The sequence below is a fragment of the Mycobacterium sp. D16Q16 genome (genome assembly GCF_002013745.1).
Lineage (GTDB): Bacteria > Actinomycetota > Actinomycetes > Mycobacteriales > Mycobacteriaceae > Mycobacterium.
On record NZ_MAEY01000001.1, the window covers coordinates 579,272 to 596,422 of the forward strand.

Sequence of the window (17,151 nt, forward strand, 5' to 3'; positions counted from 1 at the left end):
GGAACTAGAGCTGCTTGATGTCGTCCTGGGTCCAGAAGGCCCGCATCGAGCTGATCTTGCCGTTGTCGTCGAAGGTCATCACGTCGATCGGCGCGATGACCATGCCACCGTTCTCATGCTTGATGGTCAGCTCGAAGTGGAAGGCGGCCTCGTTGTTCGTGGCCCGCACCAACTTCAGCTCGCCATGACGGTCCAGCGGCTCGATGGTGGCGTAGAAGCCCTGGATCGCCTCACGGCCCTTCAGCACGTCGGCGCCCAGCGGATCTTCGACGGTCGCGTCCTCGGCGTACAGGTCGGCGATCTGTGCTGCGGTGCCCGTGGTGAGCAGGTCGCAATAGCTCTGGACGACAGCGAGAACATCTTCGCGGGTTACGGTCATGCTCCCGGACGCTACCTACCCAACGCGGCGTCTAATTGTTCGGTCCCGGTCACCGGGAGATCGCAGACGGTTCCCCGGCACACGTAGGCCGCGTCGACATCGCCCACCTGCCCCCTGTCCCGCAATAGCTCGCTCGAATCCTTAACCCCGCCAACCACAATCGCACCGCCGGGTGCGGACAGTCGGGCTCTTCGCAACAGTGGCGAGGTCTCGGCGCCGCACGCCACCGCGACCTGGATCGGACCCCGCACCGCGGCCTCGGCCACCGCCAGCCAATGGCCGGCCGAGCGTGGTGCGCGTGCCAGCGCCATCGATGCCGCCGACAGCGAGGCGTGCGCGGCGTCCCGGTAGCGAGCGTCTTCCAGCAGATAACCGCCGATAAGCAGCGCCTCGGTCACCGAGGACGCCCCGGACGGGGTCGCGCCGTCCAGCGGATCGCTCGGCCTGAGCACCAGCTGCTCGGCATCGTCGGCGACATCGAACCAGGCGCCGGGCGAATCCGGATCGGCGAAATGATCGAGCGCGGTATCGAGCAGCTGCGCGGCGGCCTCACGCCAGCGCCATTCACCGGTCACCTGATAGAGGGACAACAGACCGGTCGCGAGCGTGCCGTAGTCCTCGAGGACACCGTCCCCCTCGGACACCTGCCCGCACAGACTTGCGCGCCGCAAGCGCCCGTCGCGCAGATGTAGATCCAGCAGCTCGGCGGCGCACCCCGCGGCCGCATCCAACAGATCGTTACGGCCCAGTGCGATCGAGGTTTCGACGAGCGCGGTGACGGTCAACCCGTTCCAGGCGGTGACTGCCTTGTCGTCGCGGCCGGGCTGCACCCGGTGCTGCCGCGCCGCCAGCAGCGCTTCGCGCACCCGACGCCACCGGTCCACGTCTGCGTTGCCTTCGGGGTCGCGCAACAGTTGCAGCACCGAGCTCCCGTGCTCGAAGGTTCCCGCCGATGTCACCTCGAAAAGCGTTGCGGCCCAGTCGCCGTCTTGCGGCCCCAGGACCTCGGCGAGCTGCTCGGGCGTCCACACATATGTGGAGCCTTCGGAGCCATCGGCGTCGGCGTCCAGCGACGAGACGAACAAGTTACCCACCCGCAGCTCGCGCAGCAGGAAATCGGCCGTCTCGGAAGCGATTCGCCGCGCCAGCGCATCGCCGGTGCGGCGAGCCCAATGCGCGTAGACACGCAGCAGGAGTGCGTTGTCGTAGAGCATCTTCTCGAAGTGCGGCACCACCCAGGCCGCGTCCACGCTGTACCGCGCGAAGCCTCCGGCCAACTGGTCGTAGATACCGCCGCGTGCCATCGCCGTCGCAGTCCGGGATACCGCCCCGAGCACCGCGGCGTCTCCGGTTCGTTCGTATCCGCGCAGCAGTGCCTCCAGCAGAGACGAGGGCGGAAACTTGGGCGCCCCACCGAATCCCCCGAAGCGCATATCCTCCGCGGGCAGAATCGCGGCGATCGCGGTATCGCACAGCGCGATATCTACCCCGGGCCCGGCGGGCAGGCGTCCGGACATCGCCTGCAGCTGGCCAGTGATGCTCGAAGCCGCCTCTTCCACCTCGTCTCGGCGCTGATCCCAGGTTTCACGGACCGCCGAAAGTAACTGCAGAAAACCCTGTTTCGGGTAATAGGTCCCGGTGTAGAAGGGACGGCCGTCCGGGGTGAGAAAGCACGTCATGGGCCACCCGCCCTGCCCATTCATCGCGACGGTGGCATTCATATAGACGGCGTCCAGGTCCGGACGCTCCTCGCGGTCGACCTTGATGTTGACGAACCCGGCGTTCATGACGGCGGCGACCTCGTCGTCTTCAAAGGACTCATGGGCCATCACGTGGCACCAATGACAGGCCGCGTACCCGATCGACAGCAGGATGGGCACATCGCGAGACTGTGCTTCCTGCAACGCCTCTGGCGTCCACTGCTGCCAGTGCACCGGGTTGTCGACGTGCTGGCGCAGATAAGGACTGGTCGCCTCGCCCAGCCGGTTAACGGTCATCGCCCCGCTGATCGGTGGAACCCGAAGGCGTCTCGGGTTCCTCGGCGGAGGTTCCGACCGTGCCGTCGTCGACGGCCTGATCCGGCTCGGGGTGCTCGGGGTCGAATGTCTCCGGCAACTTACGCAGATGCGCATTCATCGACCGAACCAGGAAGAAGGTGCCCACCAGCAGCAGCACCACCACCGTCAAACCGAACGGGCCGGCCTTACCGAAATCGGGTCCGACATTGGTCGGGCTCTTCTCGTCGGCGAGTACCAGCACGGCGTCCATCAACATCATTTGGCTTCAACTCCTGCGAACAAGTCGTCCTCTGGGGTACTCGTCGGCACGCGTGACTTCGCGAGCTCGAAGTCCTCGGTGGGCCACAGCCGTCGCTCGAACTCGCGCGGGACTGCGAAAAAACTACTGTCCGGGGGGATTTGAGACGCATGCGCACGCAGCGCGGCATCCCTGGCATCGAAAAAGTCGGCGCAGGGCACGCGGGTGGTCACTCGGCGATCAAAAGTGTCGTCATCGGCGGGCCAGCGCTCAAGCCATTCGTCGAAAGGGCCCTTGTATCCATGGTTCTTGCACTCATCGTTGAGCAACTGCATACGCGCGCGCATGAATCCATGGTTGTAGTAGATCTTGCTGACGGTCCACGGCTCACCTGCCTCGGGGAACTGCTCCGGGTCTGCCGCGGCCTCGAAGGCAGCCATCGACACCTCGTGGCACCGAATGTGATCCGGATGCGGATAGCCGCCGTTCTCGTCGTAGGTCGTCATGACGTGAGGCCGGAATTCCCGGACCACGGCGACCAACTTGGCGATCGGCTCTTCGATGGGCACCAAGGCAAAAGAATCGCTCGGCAGCGGCGGCAGCGGGTCGCCCTGCGGAAGCCCCGAGTCCACATAGCCGAGCCAGCGGTGTTGCACGCCCAGCTCGGCCGCGGCCTTGGCCATCTCTTCGCGACGGATGGTCCCGATGTTCGCGGCGACCTCGGGGCGGTCCATTGCCGGGTTGAGGATGTCACCACGCTCCCCGCCCGTCAGGGTCACCACGATGACGTCGTTGCCCTCGGCGGCGTACCGCGCCGTGGTGGCGGCACCCTTGCTGGCCTCGTCATCGGGGTGGGCGTGCACCGCCATCAATCGCCATCCGGTCACCCGCGCGCCCGCCTCTTTCTGTCAGCCGTCACTGCTCTCGCGCCCCCATCGTTTCATCCCGGGTATACACGTCATACCGTTGACCCGTGCAGCGACCAGAGGACCGTTACGGGACCAAGCCCGCCAAGCCCCGCCGCGGCCGCTGGATCGCGATGGGGCTGACCGCGTTGGTCATCGTCGCCGGGGTCGGGATCGCCGCGATCGGATATGCCCGGTTGGGCCCCGGAGATGTCAAGGGCGAACTTTCCGCGTACAAACTCGTGGACTCTTCGACGGTTTCCGTCACCGCCTCGGTGGAACGGAGAGACCCGTCAAAGCCGGCGGTCTGCATCCTGCGGGCGCGTTCAATCGACGGCAGCGAGACCGGACGGCGCGAGGTGCTGGTGCCAGCGTCCTCACAGCGATCCGTGCCGGTCACAGCGCTGGTGAAGTCGACCCGACCGCCGGTGACCGGGGACGTTTACGGCTGCAGCCTGGCGGTTCCGCCGTATCTGATCGCGTCCTAACCCAATTTCCTGAGCGCCGGTGCCATGGGACGGCACCGAGGGCCGCCAGAGAGACGTCGGCAACGTTCACATCGGGCAAACCTCGCCCAAAAATAGGCTGAACATCACAGCGACAGTGGTATGCTGGGCGGATACACGGATCCCTGCTGGGACCGTGTATTGCTGCATTCTGGAGAGTGAATCCCGCAGCAATGCACCCGACCCGGCACCCGATAGAGGAGCGCCAGTGGACGTTGCTGGCCTGAGACAAGGAGTACCTGCACCATGACCGACACCCAGGTGACCTGGCTGACCCAGGAATCACATGATCGGCTCAAGGCGGAACTCGACCAACTGATCGCCAACCGCCCCGTCATCGCCGCAGAGATCAACGAGCGCCGCGAAGAGGGAGACCTGCGCGAGAACGGCGGCTACCACGCCGCTCGTGAAGAGCAGGGTCAGCAGGAGGCGCGCATTCGTCAGCTACAAGAGCTCCTCAACAACGCCAAGGTCGGTGAGGTCCCGACGCAGTCCGGTGTCGCACTGCCCGGTTCGGTCGTCAAGGTGTACTACGACGGCGACAAAGACGACACCGAGACGTTCCTCATCGCGACCCGCCAGGAGGGCGTCAAGGACGGCAAGCTCGAGGTGTACTCCCCCAGCTCACCGCTGGGTGGCGCGCTCATCGATGCCAAGGTCGGCGAGACTCGCAGCTACACCGTGCCCAACGGCGCCGAGGTCAAGGTGACACTCGTCAGCGCCGAGCCGTACCACGACTAAAAGTTCCAATTTGTCGAACGAGCGCGAGCCTCATGCGGAAATCTGACCCGAAATCCGCGTGAGGCTCGCGCTCGTTGTGGGCTTGGCGGCATTTCTGAGCGCCTCGTCAACGCGAGCGACCACGGTGCCCGCCCGGTGACGAAGCATGTCGGCACTCACCCGCACGATTGCCCAACCCTCGGCCGCCAACTCTGAGGCCCGATCGATGTCACGGGATCGTTGGCGAGAGTCCAACCAGTGTTGAGCTCCATCGAATTCGACACCAACCTTCAGGTCCTCCCACCCCATGTCGATGCGGGCGATGAAATCGCCGTAGCGGTTGAACACCCGTATCTGCGTCTGCGGCGGCGGAAACCCCGATTTCACCAACAGCAGCCGGGTTCGAGTCTCCTGCGGCGATTCGGAACCGCCGTCGACCAGTGCCAACGTGCTCTTCAGCGGAGCCAGGCCGCGGGCCCCTTTATGCATCTTCATGACGTCCTCGACCTGCGCAGTTATCAAGCCGGTCGCTGCCATCAGGGCATCTATGCGCTCAACGGCTGCGGCCTGCGGCAACCACCTGCCCACATCGAAGGCGGTGCGCGCCGGACTCGTGACGGCAAGCCCCTCAACGCGACCAACCTCGTTGTCCGTCAACGTATCTCGATGGATCCGTAGGCCGCTCGCGATCTTGTGGTGACGATGGATCAGGTCGACGGTCACACCCGCGTCGACCCATTTGGCACCATGCACGGCCGAGGCCGCCGCCCCGGCGATCACCCCACCGCGCTCTGTCCATAACCACGCCGCGTGTGCGCGCTGTGTCGCGCTCACCTCCACATCACGCGGAACGTAGATGCCCGGATACAGCTGCCGGTATCGGGTGCGCAGGTAGTGCTCGGTCATTGCCCCGGTGGAAAGCGTCTCGCTGGAGCGGAACGGCCACGGAATCTCCCCCATGGCCCGCAGCATCACACCGACGACCGACAAGCCACCTCCGCCCAATCGAGTGCGAGCCTCACGTGGAAAACCAGGCCGAAAACCGCGCCTAGCTCGCACTCGACCGTATGGGGTTTACCGCTCTTCCTGAACCGTCAGGCCGGCCGCGACGATTGCGTCGAGGACGGCCTGACGGTGTTCTGGGCCCCGTGTTTCGACGGTGGCCAGCACATCCACCTCACCGAGCCGCAGACGCTCGCTGTTACGCCAGTGAGTGACGTCGACGACGCTGGCACCTGATGCCCGAAAGACGTCGAGGAGACCCGACAGGCCACCCGGCGCGTCCGCGATAGTCACCCGCACCGTCAGGTAGCGTCCGGCGGCCCGCAGACCATGCGTGATGACATGCGTGAGCAACAGCGGGTCGATGTTTCCGCCGGAGAGCACCGCGCACACCGGGCCGCTGAGACGGAGTTCCTCGGCGGACAGTGTGAGCAGCGCGGCCACCGCGGCGGCGCCGGCGGGTTCCACCACCAGCTTGGCCCGCTCCAGGCACAGCAGTAGCCCGCGCGACAGCGCCTCCTCACTGACCGTGACCACGTCGTCGACCAGGGCGGCCACATGCTCGAACGGCACGGCTCCCGGCTTCCCGACAGCGATGCCGTCCGCCATGGTGTCCATCGATTGCAGTGCCACCGGATGCCCGGCTTGCAGCGATAGCGGCCAGGCGGCAGCACCCGCGGCCTGCACCGCGACGATCCGCACCTCGGGCCGCGCAGCTTTGACTACCGCCGCGACACCCGCGACAAGCCCGCCGCCGCCCGCGGGCACCACGATGGTGCCGACGTCGGGAAGCTGCTCCAGAATCTCCAGCCCGACGGTGGCCTGCCCGGCCACGACATCCCGGTGGTCGAAGGGATGGATGAGCACCGCGCCGGTCTCTGCCGCGAACTCCGTCGCGGCGAGCAGCGCGTCATCGATGGTGGTGCCGGTGAGGTGCACGGTCGCGCCGTAGGCGCGGGTCGCGACGATCTTGGGCAGCGCGGCCCCCACCGGCATGAACACCGTCGAGGGGATGCCCAGCGTGGTCGCTGCCCAGGCCACGCCCTGGGCGTGATTACCCGCGCTGGCGGCCACCACCCCGTTCACTCGTTGGTCATCGGGCAGCAGACTGATCCGGTTGTAGGCGCCGCGCGGTTTGAAAGATCCTGTGCGTTGCAAGTTTTCACATTTGAGGCGCACCTCGTGCCCGCAGCGCTCACTGAGTGCACGGAAGGCCACCACCGGTGTGCGCCGCATCACAGGAGCAAGCCGCTCGGCCACCTCCTGGATCTCCTGGACCGTCACCAACCCTGTTGCTCCCGCTGCCTGGATGCCCATGCCAGGCATCATGTCACCAGTTCTGCCGCTATTGTCCCCTCATGCCACAGATTGCGGAGGACCTCCTGCTTCTGTTGCTGAACAATGCCTCCGGACGGCCCCTCCTGGACAAGGATCGGCGCACACAAGCCCTTGCCGCCGCGATCATCCTGGATCTTGCTCTGGCGCAACGCGTCCGACCGGCCACCCAGGGCGAACCGGCGAAGGCCGGGAATCTGCTGGTGCTGCAGGCGCCGGATATCGGGGATCCGGTGCTGGACCGGGCGGTGCACCGGCTGCGACGACGACCGATGAGCCCGGTTGAGGCGATCACCAAGGTTGGCCGCGGCGTGAACTCCCAGCTGCTGCATAGGCTGGAGATCACCGGGGATATCCACACGGTCCGCATGGGCAGCCGGCTCTTCCCGGAGAAGTACTGGCCGGTGACCAACAACGAGCGTGCGAACGCGGTGCGTCAGGGCGTCACCGATGTGTTGTTCCACTACGCCCCGCCCGCTCCGAGCACTGCCGCCATCATCGCAGTGCTGCACGGGGTCAACGGATTCGACGCGATCTTGAGTCTCGACCCCGTCGGCAAGCAGCAGGTGTCCCGATGGTCGCAGACCATCGCCGACGGCGGATGGTCGGCTCAGATCCGCGACAATCGCGGATCTGCGGTCAATCTCGCGGTGACTGCCGCGGTGATCTCGGCGGCCCTGCATTCGATGAACTAGCGGTTACCGCAAGGCTTGTTCGAGATCGCCGATCAGGTCGCCCACCTCTTCGATACCCACCGACAGCCGCACCAGATCCTCGGGCACTTCCAGCAGTGACCCAGCGGTGGACGCATGCGTCATGGCAGCCGGATGTTCGATGAGGGATTCCACACCTCCCAAGGACTCAGCGAGAATGAAAAGCTCTGTTCGCGAGCACAAATCGAGTGCGGCCTGACGCCCTCCAGCCAACCGCACGCTGACCATCCCGCCGAATCCACGCATCTGCTTAGCGGCCACCGCATGCCCGGGATGACTGTCCAGCCCCGGGTAGACAGTGTGCGCGACCGCCGAATGACCGGCCAGGAACTCCGCCACCGCTTGAGCGTTCTCACTGTGTCGCTGCATGCGCAGCGCCAATGTCTTGATGCCCCGATAGGTCAGATAGGCGTCGAACGGGCCCGGCACGGCGCCCGCCCCGTTCTGCAAGAAGGCGAATGCGGTGTCCAACTCCTCGTCATTGGTGAGCAGCGCGCCGCCCACCACATCGGAGTGCCCGCCAATGTATTTGGTGGTGGAGTGCAACGCGATATCGGCACCGAGATTCAGCGGTTGTTGCAGCGCCGGCGACGCGAAGGTGTTGTCCACCAAAAGCTTCACGGAATGTTCAGTTGCCACCTGGGCGACGGCCGCGATATCGGCGATGCTCAGCAGCGGGTTGGTGGGTGTCTCGAGCCAGATCAGCTTGGTGCTGGGAGTGATCGCCGCACGAATGGCGTCGACATCGGCCACCGGGACCGGAGTGTGAGTAACTCCCCACTGCGAGAACACCTTGTCGATGAGCCGGAAGGTACCGCCGTAAGCGTCGTTGGGGATGATCAGGTGATCACCCGGGCGCAATAGAGCGCGCAAGACGCAGTCGGTGGCCGCCATCCCCGAGCTGAACGCCCGACCGAAGTGGGCGTCTTCCAATGCCGCCAGTGAGGATTCGAGAACCGCACGGGTGGGGTTGCCGGTGCGGGCGTACTCGAAACCGCCGCGCAGCTGCCCGACACCGTCCTGGGCGAACGTCGAACTGGCGTAGATCGGCACGTTGACGGCACCGGTCTGCGGATCGGCATGGAAGCCACCGTGGATGGCTCTTGTGGAAAACCCTTGCCACCGAGACGCGTCGGCGGCGCTGCGCTGCTCACTCATCGGGTCCGAGCCTATACGGACCCGTGGAAGTGAGACAGCCCAGCGCCGCCAATCGGGTTACTTCTACTTGGGAACGACGACGGTCTTCACTAGCATGTCGGCGATCGTCTGCCGCTTGGCCGTGAACAGCGGCAGCAGGAAGCCGATGTAACAGATGACCGCGTCCAGGAAGTGCGCGATCTGGCGGACGACGGACATGCCGAATCCGATCGGCTGACCGGTGGCCTCACCCAGGACCCGGATACCGAGCAAGCCCTTGCCGATGCTCGATCCGGTGGTGCCCTGCTTCAGGCCCCAGTTCCACACCGCGAACGCGATCGCCGCGAGGGTGAACAGAATGTAGGCGGCCCAGCCCACGCCGGTGTACTCCGGCTGGCAGCTGATGTAGCTCATTCCGCCGGTCATGGGATCGCCGTAGGACTCGCCGACACAATCAGCGGTCGTAGCGGTTCCACCCGCGATTCCGCCGCCGATACCGCTCAGCAGCGCCACCGGGATGACGTCGATGATGTAGGCACCGACGCGCCGGATCCAGACTTCGAAATTGCCGCCCGGTAGAGCTGGTGCACCGGCCGCCGGCGGAGGCGGCGGGTAACCGCCCGGATCCTGCGGCGAGGGTGGTGGAACTTCAGTCACGGTTGTCCTCCAATTCGTATGGCACGCATCAGCGGCGAGCAACAGAGCACATTACGCTTTCAGCGTTTCCACAGGTTGGCTTCCGTGAAACGATTTGGGACCAAATTCAGTGCCGCACGCCTCTACCCGAGGAGACGAATCCGAGCAGGTCATGGCGGGTAATGACACCGACAGGCTTACCCTCGTCGATAACCATCACCGCATCGGTGTCGCGCAACATGGACCCCGCGGTACTGAGCGGCTCGCCGGCACCGACCAGTGGCAACGGCGGACTCATGTGCTGGGACACGGCGTCGGCCAGTTGTGCCCGGCCCTCGAATACCGCTGACAGCAGCTCCCTTTCGGACACCGACCCGGCGACCTCACCGGCCATGACCGGCGGTTCGGCGCCGACGACCGGCATCTGCGACACCCCGTACTCGCGCAGGATCTCGATGGCGTCGCGCACCGTCTCGGATGGGTGCGTATGCACCAAATCCGGTAGCGCACCAGACTTTCCGCGCAGAACATCGCCGACGGTGGGCTCGGACTTGCTGCCATCGAGGCGGCTACGCAGGAACCCGTAGGAGGACATCCACGAGTCGTTGAACACCTTGGACAGGTATCCACGGCCCCCGTCGGGCAGCAGCACCACGATCACGGCATCGGGTCCGGCCTTCTCAGCCAATCGAATTGCCGCCACTACTGCCATCCCGCAGGATCCACCGACCAGCAATCCCTCTTCGCGCGCCAGCCTGCGTGTCATCTCGAACGAGTCGGCATCAGATACCGCGATGACCTCGTCGACAACACTGGGGTCGTAGGCGGTCGGCCAGAAGTCCTCTCCCACACCCTCGACGAGGTACGGGCGCCCCGTACCGCCGGAGTAGACGGACCCCTCCGGATCCGCGCCGACGACCTTCACGGCGCCCCCCGAAACCTCTTTGAGGTACCGGCCCGCACCGGTGATCGTCCCGCCGGTTCCCACGCCGGCGACGAAATGGGTGATCTTGCCGTCGGTGTCGGCCCAGATCTCCGGGCCGGTGGTCTCGTAGTGGCTGGCAGGTCCGTTCGGATTGGAGTACTGATCGGGCTTCCAGGCGCCGTCGATCTCGCGCACCAGACGGTCCGAGACGTTGTAGTAGCTGTCCGGGTGCTCCGGTGGCACGGCCGTGGGGCACACGACGACCTCGGCCCCGTAGGCCCGCAACACATTCCGCTTGTCCTCGCTGACCTTGTCCGGGCACACGAAGACGCAGTGGTAACCCTTGCGCTGGGCCACCAGCGCCAATCCGACGCCGGTGTTACCCGAGGTGGGTTCGACGATGGTGCCACCGGGCTTGAGCAGGCCCGCTTCCTCGGCGGCCTCGATCATCTTGACGGCGATGCGGTCCTTGGAGCTACCGCCGGGATTGAGGTACTCGATCTTCGCGGCCACCACCCCGCTGCCCTCGGCCACCACGGAGTTGAGCTGGACGAGAGGGGTGTTACCGATCAGATCGGAGACATGCTGGGCGATGCGCATACCGGTAACGCTATTAGACCGGCGACCGGTCCGCGAACAGGGGAGCTAACGGAGGGATCAAACCGCCGCAGGTGCGACGAACTCCGCCGAGGAAGTTTCGGGCACCGCGTCGCGGATGTACTGGCCGATCTGCGCCAGCGATCTCTTGGCCTCGGGCACGATCTTGGTGGCCACCTGGAAGACGTGCATCTGACCGGGCCAGATCTTGATCTCCACCGGCACACCCTGCTCGGCGAGGCGCTGTCCCAGCAGGCGCGCGTCGTACAGCAGCATCTCCGATCCGGAGCAATGCACCAGCGTCTGCGGCATCCGGCCGTCGACCTTGTCGATGATCTCCCGTGGTGGCACACCGCCACCGGCCTTGGTGAGAATCTTCTCCAGTGCCTCAAAGCAGTTGGGCGGCAACATCACGTCGGCCTTGGCGTTCTCATGCGCGACCTTGGGCGCGGGATCCAGCTCGATGAGCGGCGAGATGAGTGCCAGCGCGGCCGGAGCTTCGCCGTCCTCGGCCAGTAAGCGTTCGGTCACTGCCACCGAGAGAAATCCGCCGGCCGAATCGCCCGCCAGCACAATCTGATCCGCCGCATATCCCTGCGCGCGCAGCCAGCGGTACCCGTCAAGGCAGTCGTCGACAGCCTGATCCAGTGAGGCCTTGGGCGGCATGCGGTAGTCGACCACCAGACACGGCGCGTCGGCGTGCTGGGAGATCGTGGAAACCATGGCGCTGTGAGTGTTTGGGCCGCCCACGATGAACGCGCCGCCGTGCAGATACAGCACCACCCGGCCCGTACCGTCCACCGGTCCGACACCTTTGGCGCGAACCAGGCGCGCGTTGGTGTTGGGCAGCGTGACGGTCGCCTTGACCGTGCCGCGCGCGGGAACCAGCACCCGGCCGAGTTCTTCGATCAGCCCAAACGGATAAGGAAGTGTGGGGGCGTGGCTGCCAATCTGCAGCACCGTGCGCACCGTCATCCGGACACCGAATCCCAGCAGCCGCGCGGCCATACTCGCCGCGTCCTCAATCACTTCGACAGCGGCGCCATCACTCATCGGAAGGGCGCGTACCAGCGTGTTCAGCGAAGATCCCACGGATCCCGCATGCCCGTAATCGGGGGTGCGCTTCGGTGCGGTCATCTGTTCAGGCTCCTTTGCCTAGCCAGTGTCCTGCGTTACTCAGGCTGCTAGCTGGGAGCTAGCGCCCGATGGACTATACCTATCAACAGGCAACAAACCGCTTTCGATACCGCATCGTCCACGCCTCATTTCGCGTGATGCTGGTCAGAGGACTGGCGCGGTGTGTCGCCTTCCGTGAAAATAGCCACCGTGAGCATCCTCGCCACACGCAGACGGACGATCTGGGCGGCCCTGAGCACCGGGGCCGCGGGCGCGGCGATGGGTACGGGGCTCTGGGGGGCGTACAGCTTCCTGAATGCGCAGGCCAGACAGGTACGCCTGGTGATTCCGAAGACTCACGATGCTCCCCCGGTTGCCGATGGCGTGTACGAACCCGGTGGCGGTCCGGTCACCAGATATAGCCGCGGCGTGCAATACGACCTGCACCTGGCGATCTTCGGAGACTCCACAGCCACCGGCTACGGCTGCCACCTACCCGACGAGGTGCCCGGGGTGCTGCTGGCGCGCGGTTTGGCCGAAGAATCCGGGAAACGAATCCGGTTGTCCACCAAGGCGATATCGGGCGCGACATCCAAGGGGCTGGCGGCGCAGATCGACGCCATGTCGATCATCGGCCCGCCGCCGGACCTCGCCGTGATCATGATCGGCGCCAACGACGTGACCTCGCTCAACGCGGTGCGTGCCTCCGCACAGCGCCTGGGTCTGGCCGTGCGGCGTCTGCGCGCGGCCGGGTCGGCAGTAGTGGTGGGCACCTGCCCCGATTTCGGGGTGATCACCGCCATACCGCAGCCACTGCGGGCCGTGGTGCGCTCCCGTGGGCTGCGCCTGGCCCATTTCCAGGCGGCGGCGGTGCGGGCCGCCGGTGGCGTACCCGTCCCGCTTGCTGATCTGCTCTCGCCGGAGTTTCTGCAGGCTCCCGAGGAGATGTTCGCCGACGACCACTACCACCCGTCGGCCGCGGGATATGCGCTGGCAGCGCGGCTGTTGCTACCGGCCGTCGCACATGCTCTCGGCGAATGGACGGGTGGGCCGATTCCAGATTTGCCATGGGTGTCCGCCGCCGCGGAGTCCCAGACCATGGGCGCCCGAATGCGCGTGATGGGAAGGATCTGGCGGCGCGCCGCTACCGAGATCGGGGTGGTGGTCGGCCAGCCCGCTGCGCAGCCCGACAATCTGCCCGTCGCGTCGCTGCATTAGATTCCAGGGGAGTAGAACCCGTACTAATTCCCCTATATCAGGAGTTTTCATGCCCGAAGCCGTGATCGTTTCCCTCGCCCGCTCCCCCATCGGGCGCGCCGGCAAGGGCTCGCTGGTGAGCATGCGGCCGGATGACCTGGCCGCCCAGATGGTGCGCGCCGCCCTCGACAAGGTGCCCGCACTGGACCCCAAGGACATCGACGACTTGATGCTGGGCTGCGGTCAGCCCGGCGGTGAGGCCGGTTTCAACATCGGTCGCGCCGTGGCCGTGCAGTTGGGATATGACTTCCTGCCCGGCACCACCGTCAACCGCTACTGCTCGTCCTCGCTGCAGACCACCCGGATGGCCTTCCACGCCATCAAGGCCGGCGAGGGCCATGCCTTCATTTCCGCTGGCGTGGAGACAGTTTCGCGTTTCCCGAAGGGCACCTCCGATGGCTGGCCGGACAGCCACAACCCGCTGTACGCCGATGCCGAGGCCCGCACCGTCACTGCCGCGCAGGGCGCCACCGAATGGCATGATCCGCGTAACGACGATCTGACCCCCGATGTCTACATCGCGATGGGCCAGACCGCCGAGAACGTGGCACTGCACACCGGCATCAGCCGCGAGGACCAGGACCACTGGGGCGTGCGCAGCCAGAACCGGGCCGAAAAGGCCATCGCCGACGGCTTTTTCGAGCGTGAGATCACCCCGGTGACTCTGGCCGACGGCACCGTCGTATCCAAGGACGACGGCCCGCGCGCCGGCACCACCTACGAGGCGATCAGCCAGCTGAAGCCGGTGTTCCGCCCCAACGGCACCATCACCGCCGGTAACGCCTGCCCGCTCAACGACGGTGCGGCCGCACTGGTCATCCTGAGCGACACCCGCGCCAAGGAGCTGGGCCTGACCCCGCTGGCGCGCGTCGTGTCCACCGGTGTGTCCGGTCTGTCCCCGGAGATCATGGGTCTGGGACCGATCGAGGCCGTCAAGCGCGCACTGGCGAACGCCGGCAAGTCAATTGGCGATATCGACCTGTTCGAGATCAACGAGGCGTTCGCGGTGCAGGTGCTGGGTTCGGCTCGCGAGCTCGGCATCGAGGAGGACAAGCTCAACGTGTCCGGCGGTGCGATCGCCCTGGGTCACCCCTTCGGTATGACCGGTGCGCGCATCACCGCCACGCTGCTCAATAACCTGACCACCTACGACAAGACCTTCGGCGTCGAGACCATGTGCGTCGGCGGCGGCCAGGGCATGGCGATGGTCATCGAGCGGCTCGCCTAACAAGCCCGTCAGCGCCGAAACCGAGGTTGTGGCGAGTTCGTCTCGCACGTTCCCGCCATAACCTCGGTCTCGGCGACACTAAGATTCAGTCGCGATGACCACTATCGGAACTCCCCTGTCACCGCGCGCGACGCGGGTCATGCTGCTCGGCTCCGGCGAGCTCGGCCGCGAGGTGCTGATCGCCCTACAACGTCTGGGCGTCGAGACCATCGCCGTCGACCGCTATCAGAACGCCCCTGGCCACCAGGTCGCCCATCATGCGCGCGTCATCTCGATGTCCGATCCGGAGCAGCTGCGGGCATTGATCGAAGCGGAGAAGCCCGATCTGGTCGTACCGGAGATCGAGGCGATCGCCACCCCCACGCTGGAAGCACTCGAGGCCGAGGGCTCCGTACGGGTGATCCCCACCGCACGTGCCGCACGGCTCACCATGGATCGCGAAGGCATCCGCCGCCTGGCGGCGGAGACACTCGGATTGCCCACCAGCCCTTACCAATTCTGCGACTCACTCGCCGAACTGCAGGCCGCCATCGACGGCGGCATCGGTTACCCATGCGTCGTCAAGCCACTCATGAGCAGCTCCGGCAAGGGGCAGAGCAAGCTGGACGAACCCTCCGATGTGAGCGCCGCCTGGGAGTACGCCATGGCAGGCAGCCGGGTAAGCAATAGCCGTGTGATCGTCGAGGGATTTGTCGACTTCGACTATGAAATCACGTTGTTGACGGTCCGGGCGCTGGGCGACAGCGGGGGCATCGAGACGAGCTTTTGTGCGCCGATCGGGCATCGACAGGCCAACGGCGACTACGTCGAGAGCTGGCAGCCGCACCCCATGTCGGATGCCGCCTTGGACAGTGCACAGCGAATAGCCCTCGCCGTTACCGAAAACTTGGGCGGGCAGGGCATTTTCGGCGTCGAGCTCTTCGTCAAGGGCGACCAGGTGTATTTCAGCGAGGTGAGCCCGCGCCCACACGACACCGGCATGGTCACCATGATCACGCAGTGGCAAAACGAGTTCGAACTGCACGCCCGCGCCATCCTCGGGCTTCCCGTCGACACCACGTTGAAGACACCGGGCGCCAGCGCGGTCATCTACGGCGGGGTCGACGCGGAAGGCGTCGTATTCAACGGTGTCGAGACCGCTCTGCGGGTGCCGCGTACCGATCTGCGCTTGTTCGGCAAGCCGGAAAGCTTCGTCACACGCCGCATGGGCGTGGCGCTGGCATACGACGAGGACGTGCAGACAGCGCGGCGCAATGCCACCGAGGCCGCACAGCGGGTCCGCGTCTCTCACTGACACGAAAAAAGGGGCGCCCCTGGCGGGACGCCCCTTTTTGTTGAGTACTAGTCGTTCTGGAAGTAGCTCAGCAGTCGCAGGATCTCGACGTACAGCCAGACCAGGGTGACAGCCAGGCCGAGGGCGATGCCCCAGGCGGCCTTCTCCGGTGCACCGGCACGGACCATCTGGTCGGCGGCGTCGAAGTCGATCAGGAAGCTGAACGCAGCCAGACCGATGCAGACGAGCGAGAAGATGATCGCGATCGGTCCACCGCTGCGCAGGCCCATGTCGATGCCGAAGAATCCGAGCACGATGTTGCCGAGCGCCAGTACCAGCACGCCGACCAGACCGGCCAGCAGCATCCGCTGGAACTTGGGCGTGACGCGGATGGCACCCGAGCGGTACACGAACAGCATGCCGATGAACACACCGACGGTGCCGAGCACCGCCTGACCGATCAGCGCTCCGGCGTTGGCCCCAGCAACCGGGACCGCGATGGCGAATGAGATGGCGCCGACGAACAGGCCCTCGAACGCCGCATAGCTCAGCACGATCGCCGGGTTGTCCTGCTTACGCCCGAAGCTCGCGATCATCACCATCACCAGGCCGCCGAGCCCACCTACGAGCAGGAACGGCAGCGCCAGCGCGGTGTTGGCGCTGACCAGGAAGAAGGAGGCGATAGCGACGGCGACGATGACACCGAGGGTGATGCCGGTCTTGGTGACCACGTCGTCGATCGTCAGCGGGCGGGATACGCCGGCCTGAGCCTCCGGGTAAGCGGTGTACGGGTCCTGCCGCATCTGCTGGGCCGCCATGGCACCGGCACCTGCCGCGCCCGCCCCGAACTGCGCATAGCCGCCACCCTCTTTTCCGGGCAGCGTCCGAAGAATGGGATTGCTGGTGGTTCGCACCGTCGTGATCCTCTCCTGGAAGTGCGGTACCGCGAGGTGCGGCCTCCGCAGATGACGTCTAACGAGTCAACTGGTGATTCAACGAGCAGGAAAGTGCAAGAGTTCCGCGCTTACGCCACTGGTCCGCGAGACTGTCCGGCCACGTCTGAGCTCAGACTACCGCCCCGACTCCACAGTTGTGGCAAATCCCTGTGAGATCCCTGTGAACAGTGGGGTTTTTAGCTGGAAGTCCTACTAGACATTACATGGATG

General features: G+C 65.6%; 18 protein-coding genes. 7 read left to right on the forward strand and 11 right to left on the reverse strand.

What is annotated here, in order from left to right:
• Positions 1–4: 4 nt before the first annotated feature.
• From B4394_RS02785 to mca, 4 genes are read right to left on the reverse strand one after another with little or no spacing between them, the layout of a single operon-like run.
• Complete coding sequence (locus B4394_RS02785; protein WP_078309853.1) at positions 5–379, reverse strand: nuclear transport factor 2 family protein; 375 nt, start codon at positions 377–379, stop codon at positions 5–7.
• Between the two features lie 11 nt (positions 380–390).
• Positions 391–2,376 (reverse strand): thioredoxin domain-containing protein, encoded by a 1,986-nt coding sequence (locus tag B4394_RS02790; RefSeq protein ID WP_078314077.1) that lies wholly within the window; start codon positions 2,374–2,376, stop codon positions 391–393.
• Complete coding sequence (locus B4394_RS02795) at positions 2,366–2,656, reverse strand: hypothetical protein (protein ID WP_078292912.1); 291 nt, start codon at positions 2,654–2,656, stop codon at positions 2,366–2,368. Before B4394_RS02795 ends, B4394_RS02790 begins: the two co-directional genes overlap by 11 nt.
• The gene (mca, locus tag B4394_RS02800; protein ID WP_078309861.1) at positions 2,653–3,522 is read right to left on the reverse strand and encodes a mycothiol conjugate amidase Mca; all 870 of its coding nucleotides are present in this window, start codon (positions 3,520–3,522) and stop codon (positions 2,653–2,655) included. The genes B4394_RS02795 and mca overlap by 4 nt, the downstream gene beginning before the upstream one ends.
• A gap of 86 nt (positions 3,523–3,608) precedes the next feature.
• Between mca and B4394_RS02805 the strand changes: the two genes are divergently transcribed.
• Complete coding sequence (locus B4394_RS02805) at positions 3,609–4,028, forward strand: DUF4307 domain-containing protein (protein WP_078314079.1); 420 nt, start codon at positions 3,609–3,611, stop codon at positions 4,026–4,028.
• A 264-nt stretch (positions 4,029–4,292) separates the two neighbouring features.
• Positions 4,293–4,787, forward strand: a complete 495-nt coding sequence (gene greA, locus B4394_RS02810; protein WP_057967215.1) for a transcription elongation factor GreA — start codon at positions 4,293–4,295, stop codon at positions 4,785–4,787.
• Positions 4,788–4,817: 30 nt separating this feature from the next.
• On the opposite strand, the gene B4394_RS02815 is transcribed toward greA, so the two are convergent.
• A complete protein-coding gene (locus B4394_RS02815; protein ID WP_139359926.1) occupies positions 4,818–5,726 on the reverse strand; it encodes an endonuclease domain-containing protein in 909 nt (302 codons plus the stop codon).
• A 114-nt stretch (positions 5,727–5,840) separates the two neighbouring features.
• Positions 5,841–6,989: a threonine ammonia-lyase gene (ilvA, locus tag B4394_RS02820; protein ID WP_286141876.1), complete on the reverse strand. Its 1,149-nt coding sequence runs from the start codon at positions 6,987–6,989 to the stop codon at positions 5,841–5,843.
• Here ilvA and B4394_RS25595 point away from each other — a divergent pair.
• Both B4394_RS25595 and B4394_RS02825 read left to right on the forward strand, forming a co-directional pair.
• Positions 6,951–7,166: a hypothetical protein gene (locus tag B4394_RS25595; protein ID WP_286141877.1), complete on the forward strand. Its 216-nt coding sequence runs from the start codon at positions 6,951–6,953 to the stop codon at positions 7,164–7,166. The genes ilvA and B4394_RS25595 overlap by 39 nt on opposite strands.
• A complete protein-coding gene (locus tag B4394_RS02825) occupies positions 7,127–7,798 on the forward strand; it encodes a GOLPH3/VPS74 family protein (RefSeq protein ID WP_078310004.1) in 672 nt (223 codons plus the stop codon). Before B4394_RS25595 ends, B4394_RS02825 begins: the two co-directional genes overlap by 40 nt.
• Before the next feature lie 3 nt (positions 7,799–7,801).
• On the opposite strand, the gene B4394_RS02830 is transcribed toward B4394_RS02825, so the two are convergent.
• The 4 genes from B4394_RS02830 to B4394_RS02845 form a co-directional block, all read right to left on the reverse strand.
• Positions 7,802–8,974, reverse strand: coding sequence for a cystathionine gamma-synthase (locus tag B4394_RS02830; RefSeq protein ID WP_078310007.1), 1,173 nt, complete (start codon positions 8,972–8,974; stop codon positions 7,802–7,804).
• A gap of 63 nt (positions 8,975–9,037) precedes the next feature.
• Positions 9,038–9,610 carry an RDD family protein gene (locus B4394_RS02835; protein ID WP_078310010.1) on the reverse strand — a complete coding sequence of 191 codons (573 nt, stop codon included), beginning with the start codon at positions 9,608–9,610 and terminating at the stop codon, positions 9,038–9,040.
• Positions 9,611–9,716: 106 nt separating this feature from the next.
• Positions 9,717–11,114, reverse strand: a complete 1,398-nt coding sequence (locus B4394_RS02840; protein WP_078310013.1) for a cystathionine beta-synthase — start codon at positions 11,112–11,114, stop codon at positions 9,717–9,719.
• Positions 11,115–11,171: 57 nt separating this feature from the next.
• A complete protein-coding gene (locus tag B4394_RS02845; protein WP_078314082.1) occupies positions 11,172–12,248 on the reverse strand; it encodes an alpha/beta hydrolase in 1,077 nt (358 codons plus the stop codon).
• Between the two features lie 189 nt (positions 12,249–12,437).
• On the opposite strand from B4394_RS02845, the gene B4394_RS02850 reads away from it, so the two are divergent.
• The 3 genes from B4394_RS02850 (at position 12,438) to purT (ending at position 16,006) form a co-directional block, all read left to right on the forward strand.
• Positions 12,438–13,445, forward strand: coding sequence for an SGNH/GDSL hydrolase family protein (locus B4394_RS02850; protein WP_078310020.1), 1,008 nt, complete (start codon positions 12,438–12,440; stop codon positions 13,443–13,445).
• A 49-nt stretch (positions 13,446–13,494) separates the two neighbouring features.
• Positions 13,495–14,712 (forward strand): acetyl-CoA C-acetyltransferase, encoded by a 1,218-nt coding sequence (locus B4394_RS02855; protein WP_078310025.1) that lies wholly within the window; start codon positions 13,495–13,497, stop codon positions 14,710–14,712.
• Positions 14,713–14,806: 94 nt separating this feature from the next.
• Positions 14,807–16,006, forward strand: a complete 1,200-nt coding sequence (gene purT, locus B4394_RS02860; protein ID WP_078314083.1) for a formate-dependent phosphoribosylglycinamide formyltransferase — start codon at positions 14,807–14,809, stop codon at positions 16,004–16,006.
• A 47-nt stretch (positions 16,007–16,053) separates the two neighbouring features.
• On the opposite strand, the gene B4394_RS02865 is transcribed toward purT, so the two are convergent.
• Complete coding sequence (locus tag B4394_RS02865) at positions 16,054–16,899, reverse strand: Bax inhibitor-1/YccA family protein (RefSeq protein WP_078310034.1); 846 nt, start codon at positions 16,897–16,899, stop codon at positions 16,054–16,056.
• Between the last annotated feature and the right edge of the window lie 252 nt (positions 16,900–17,151).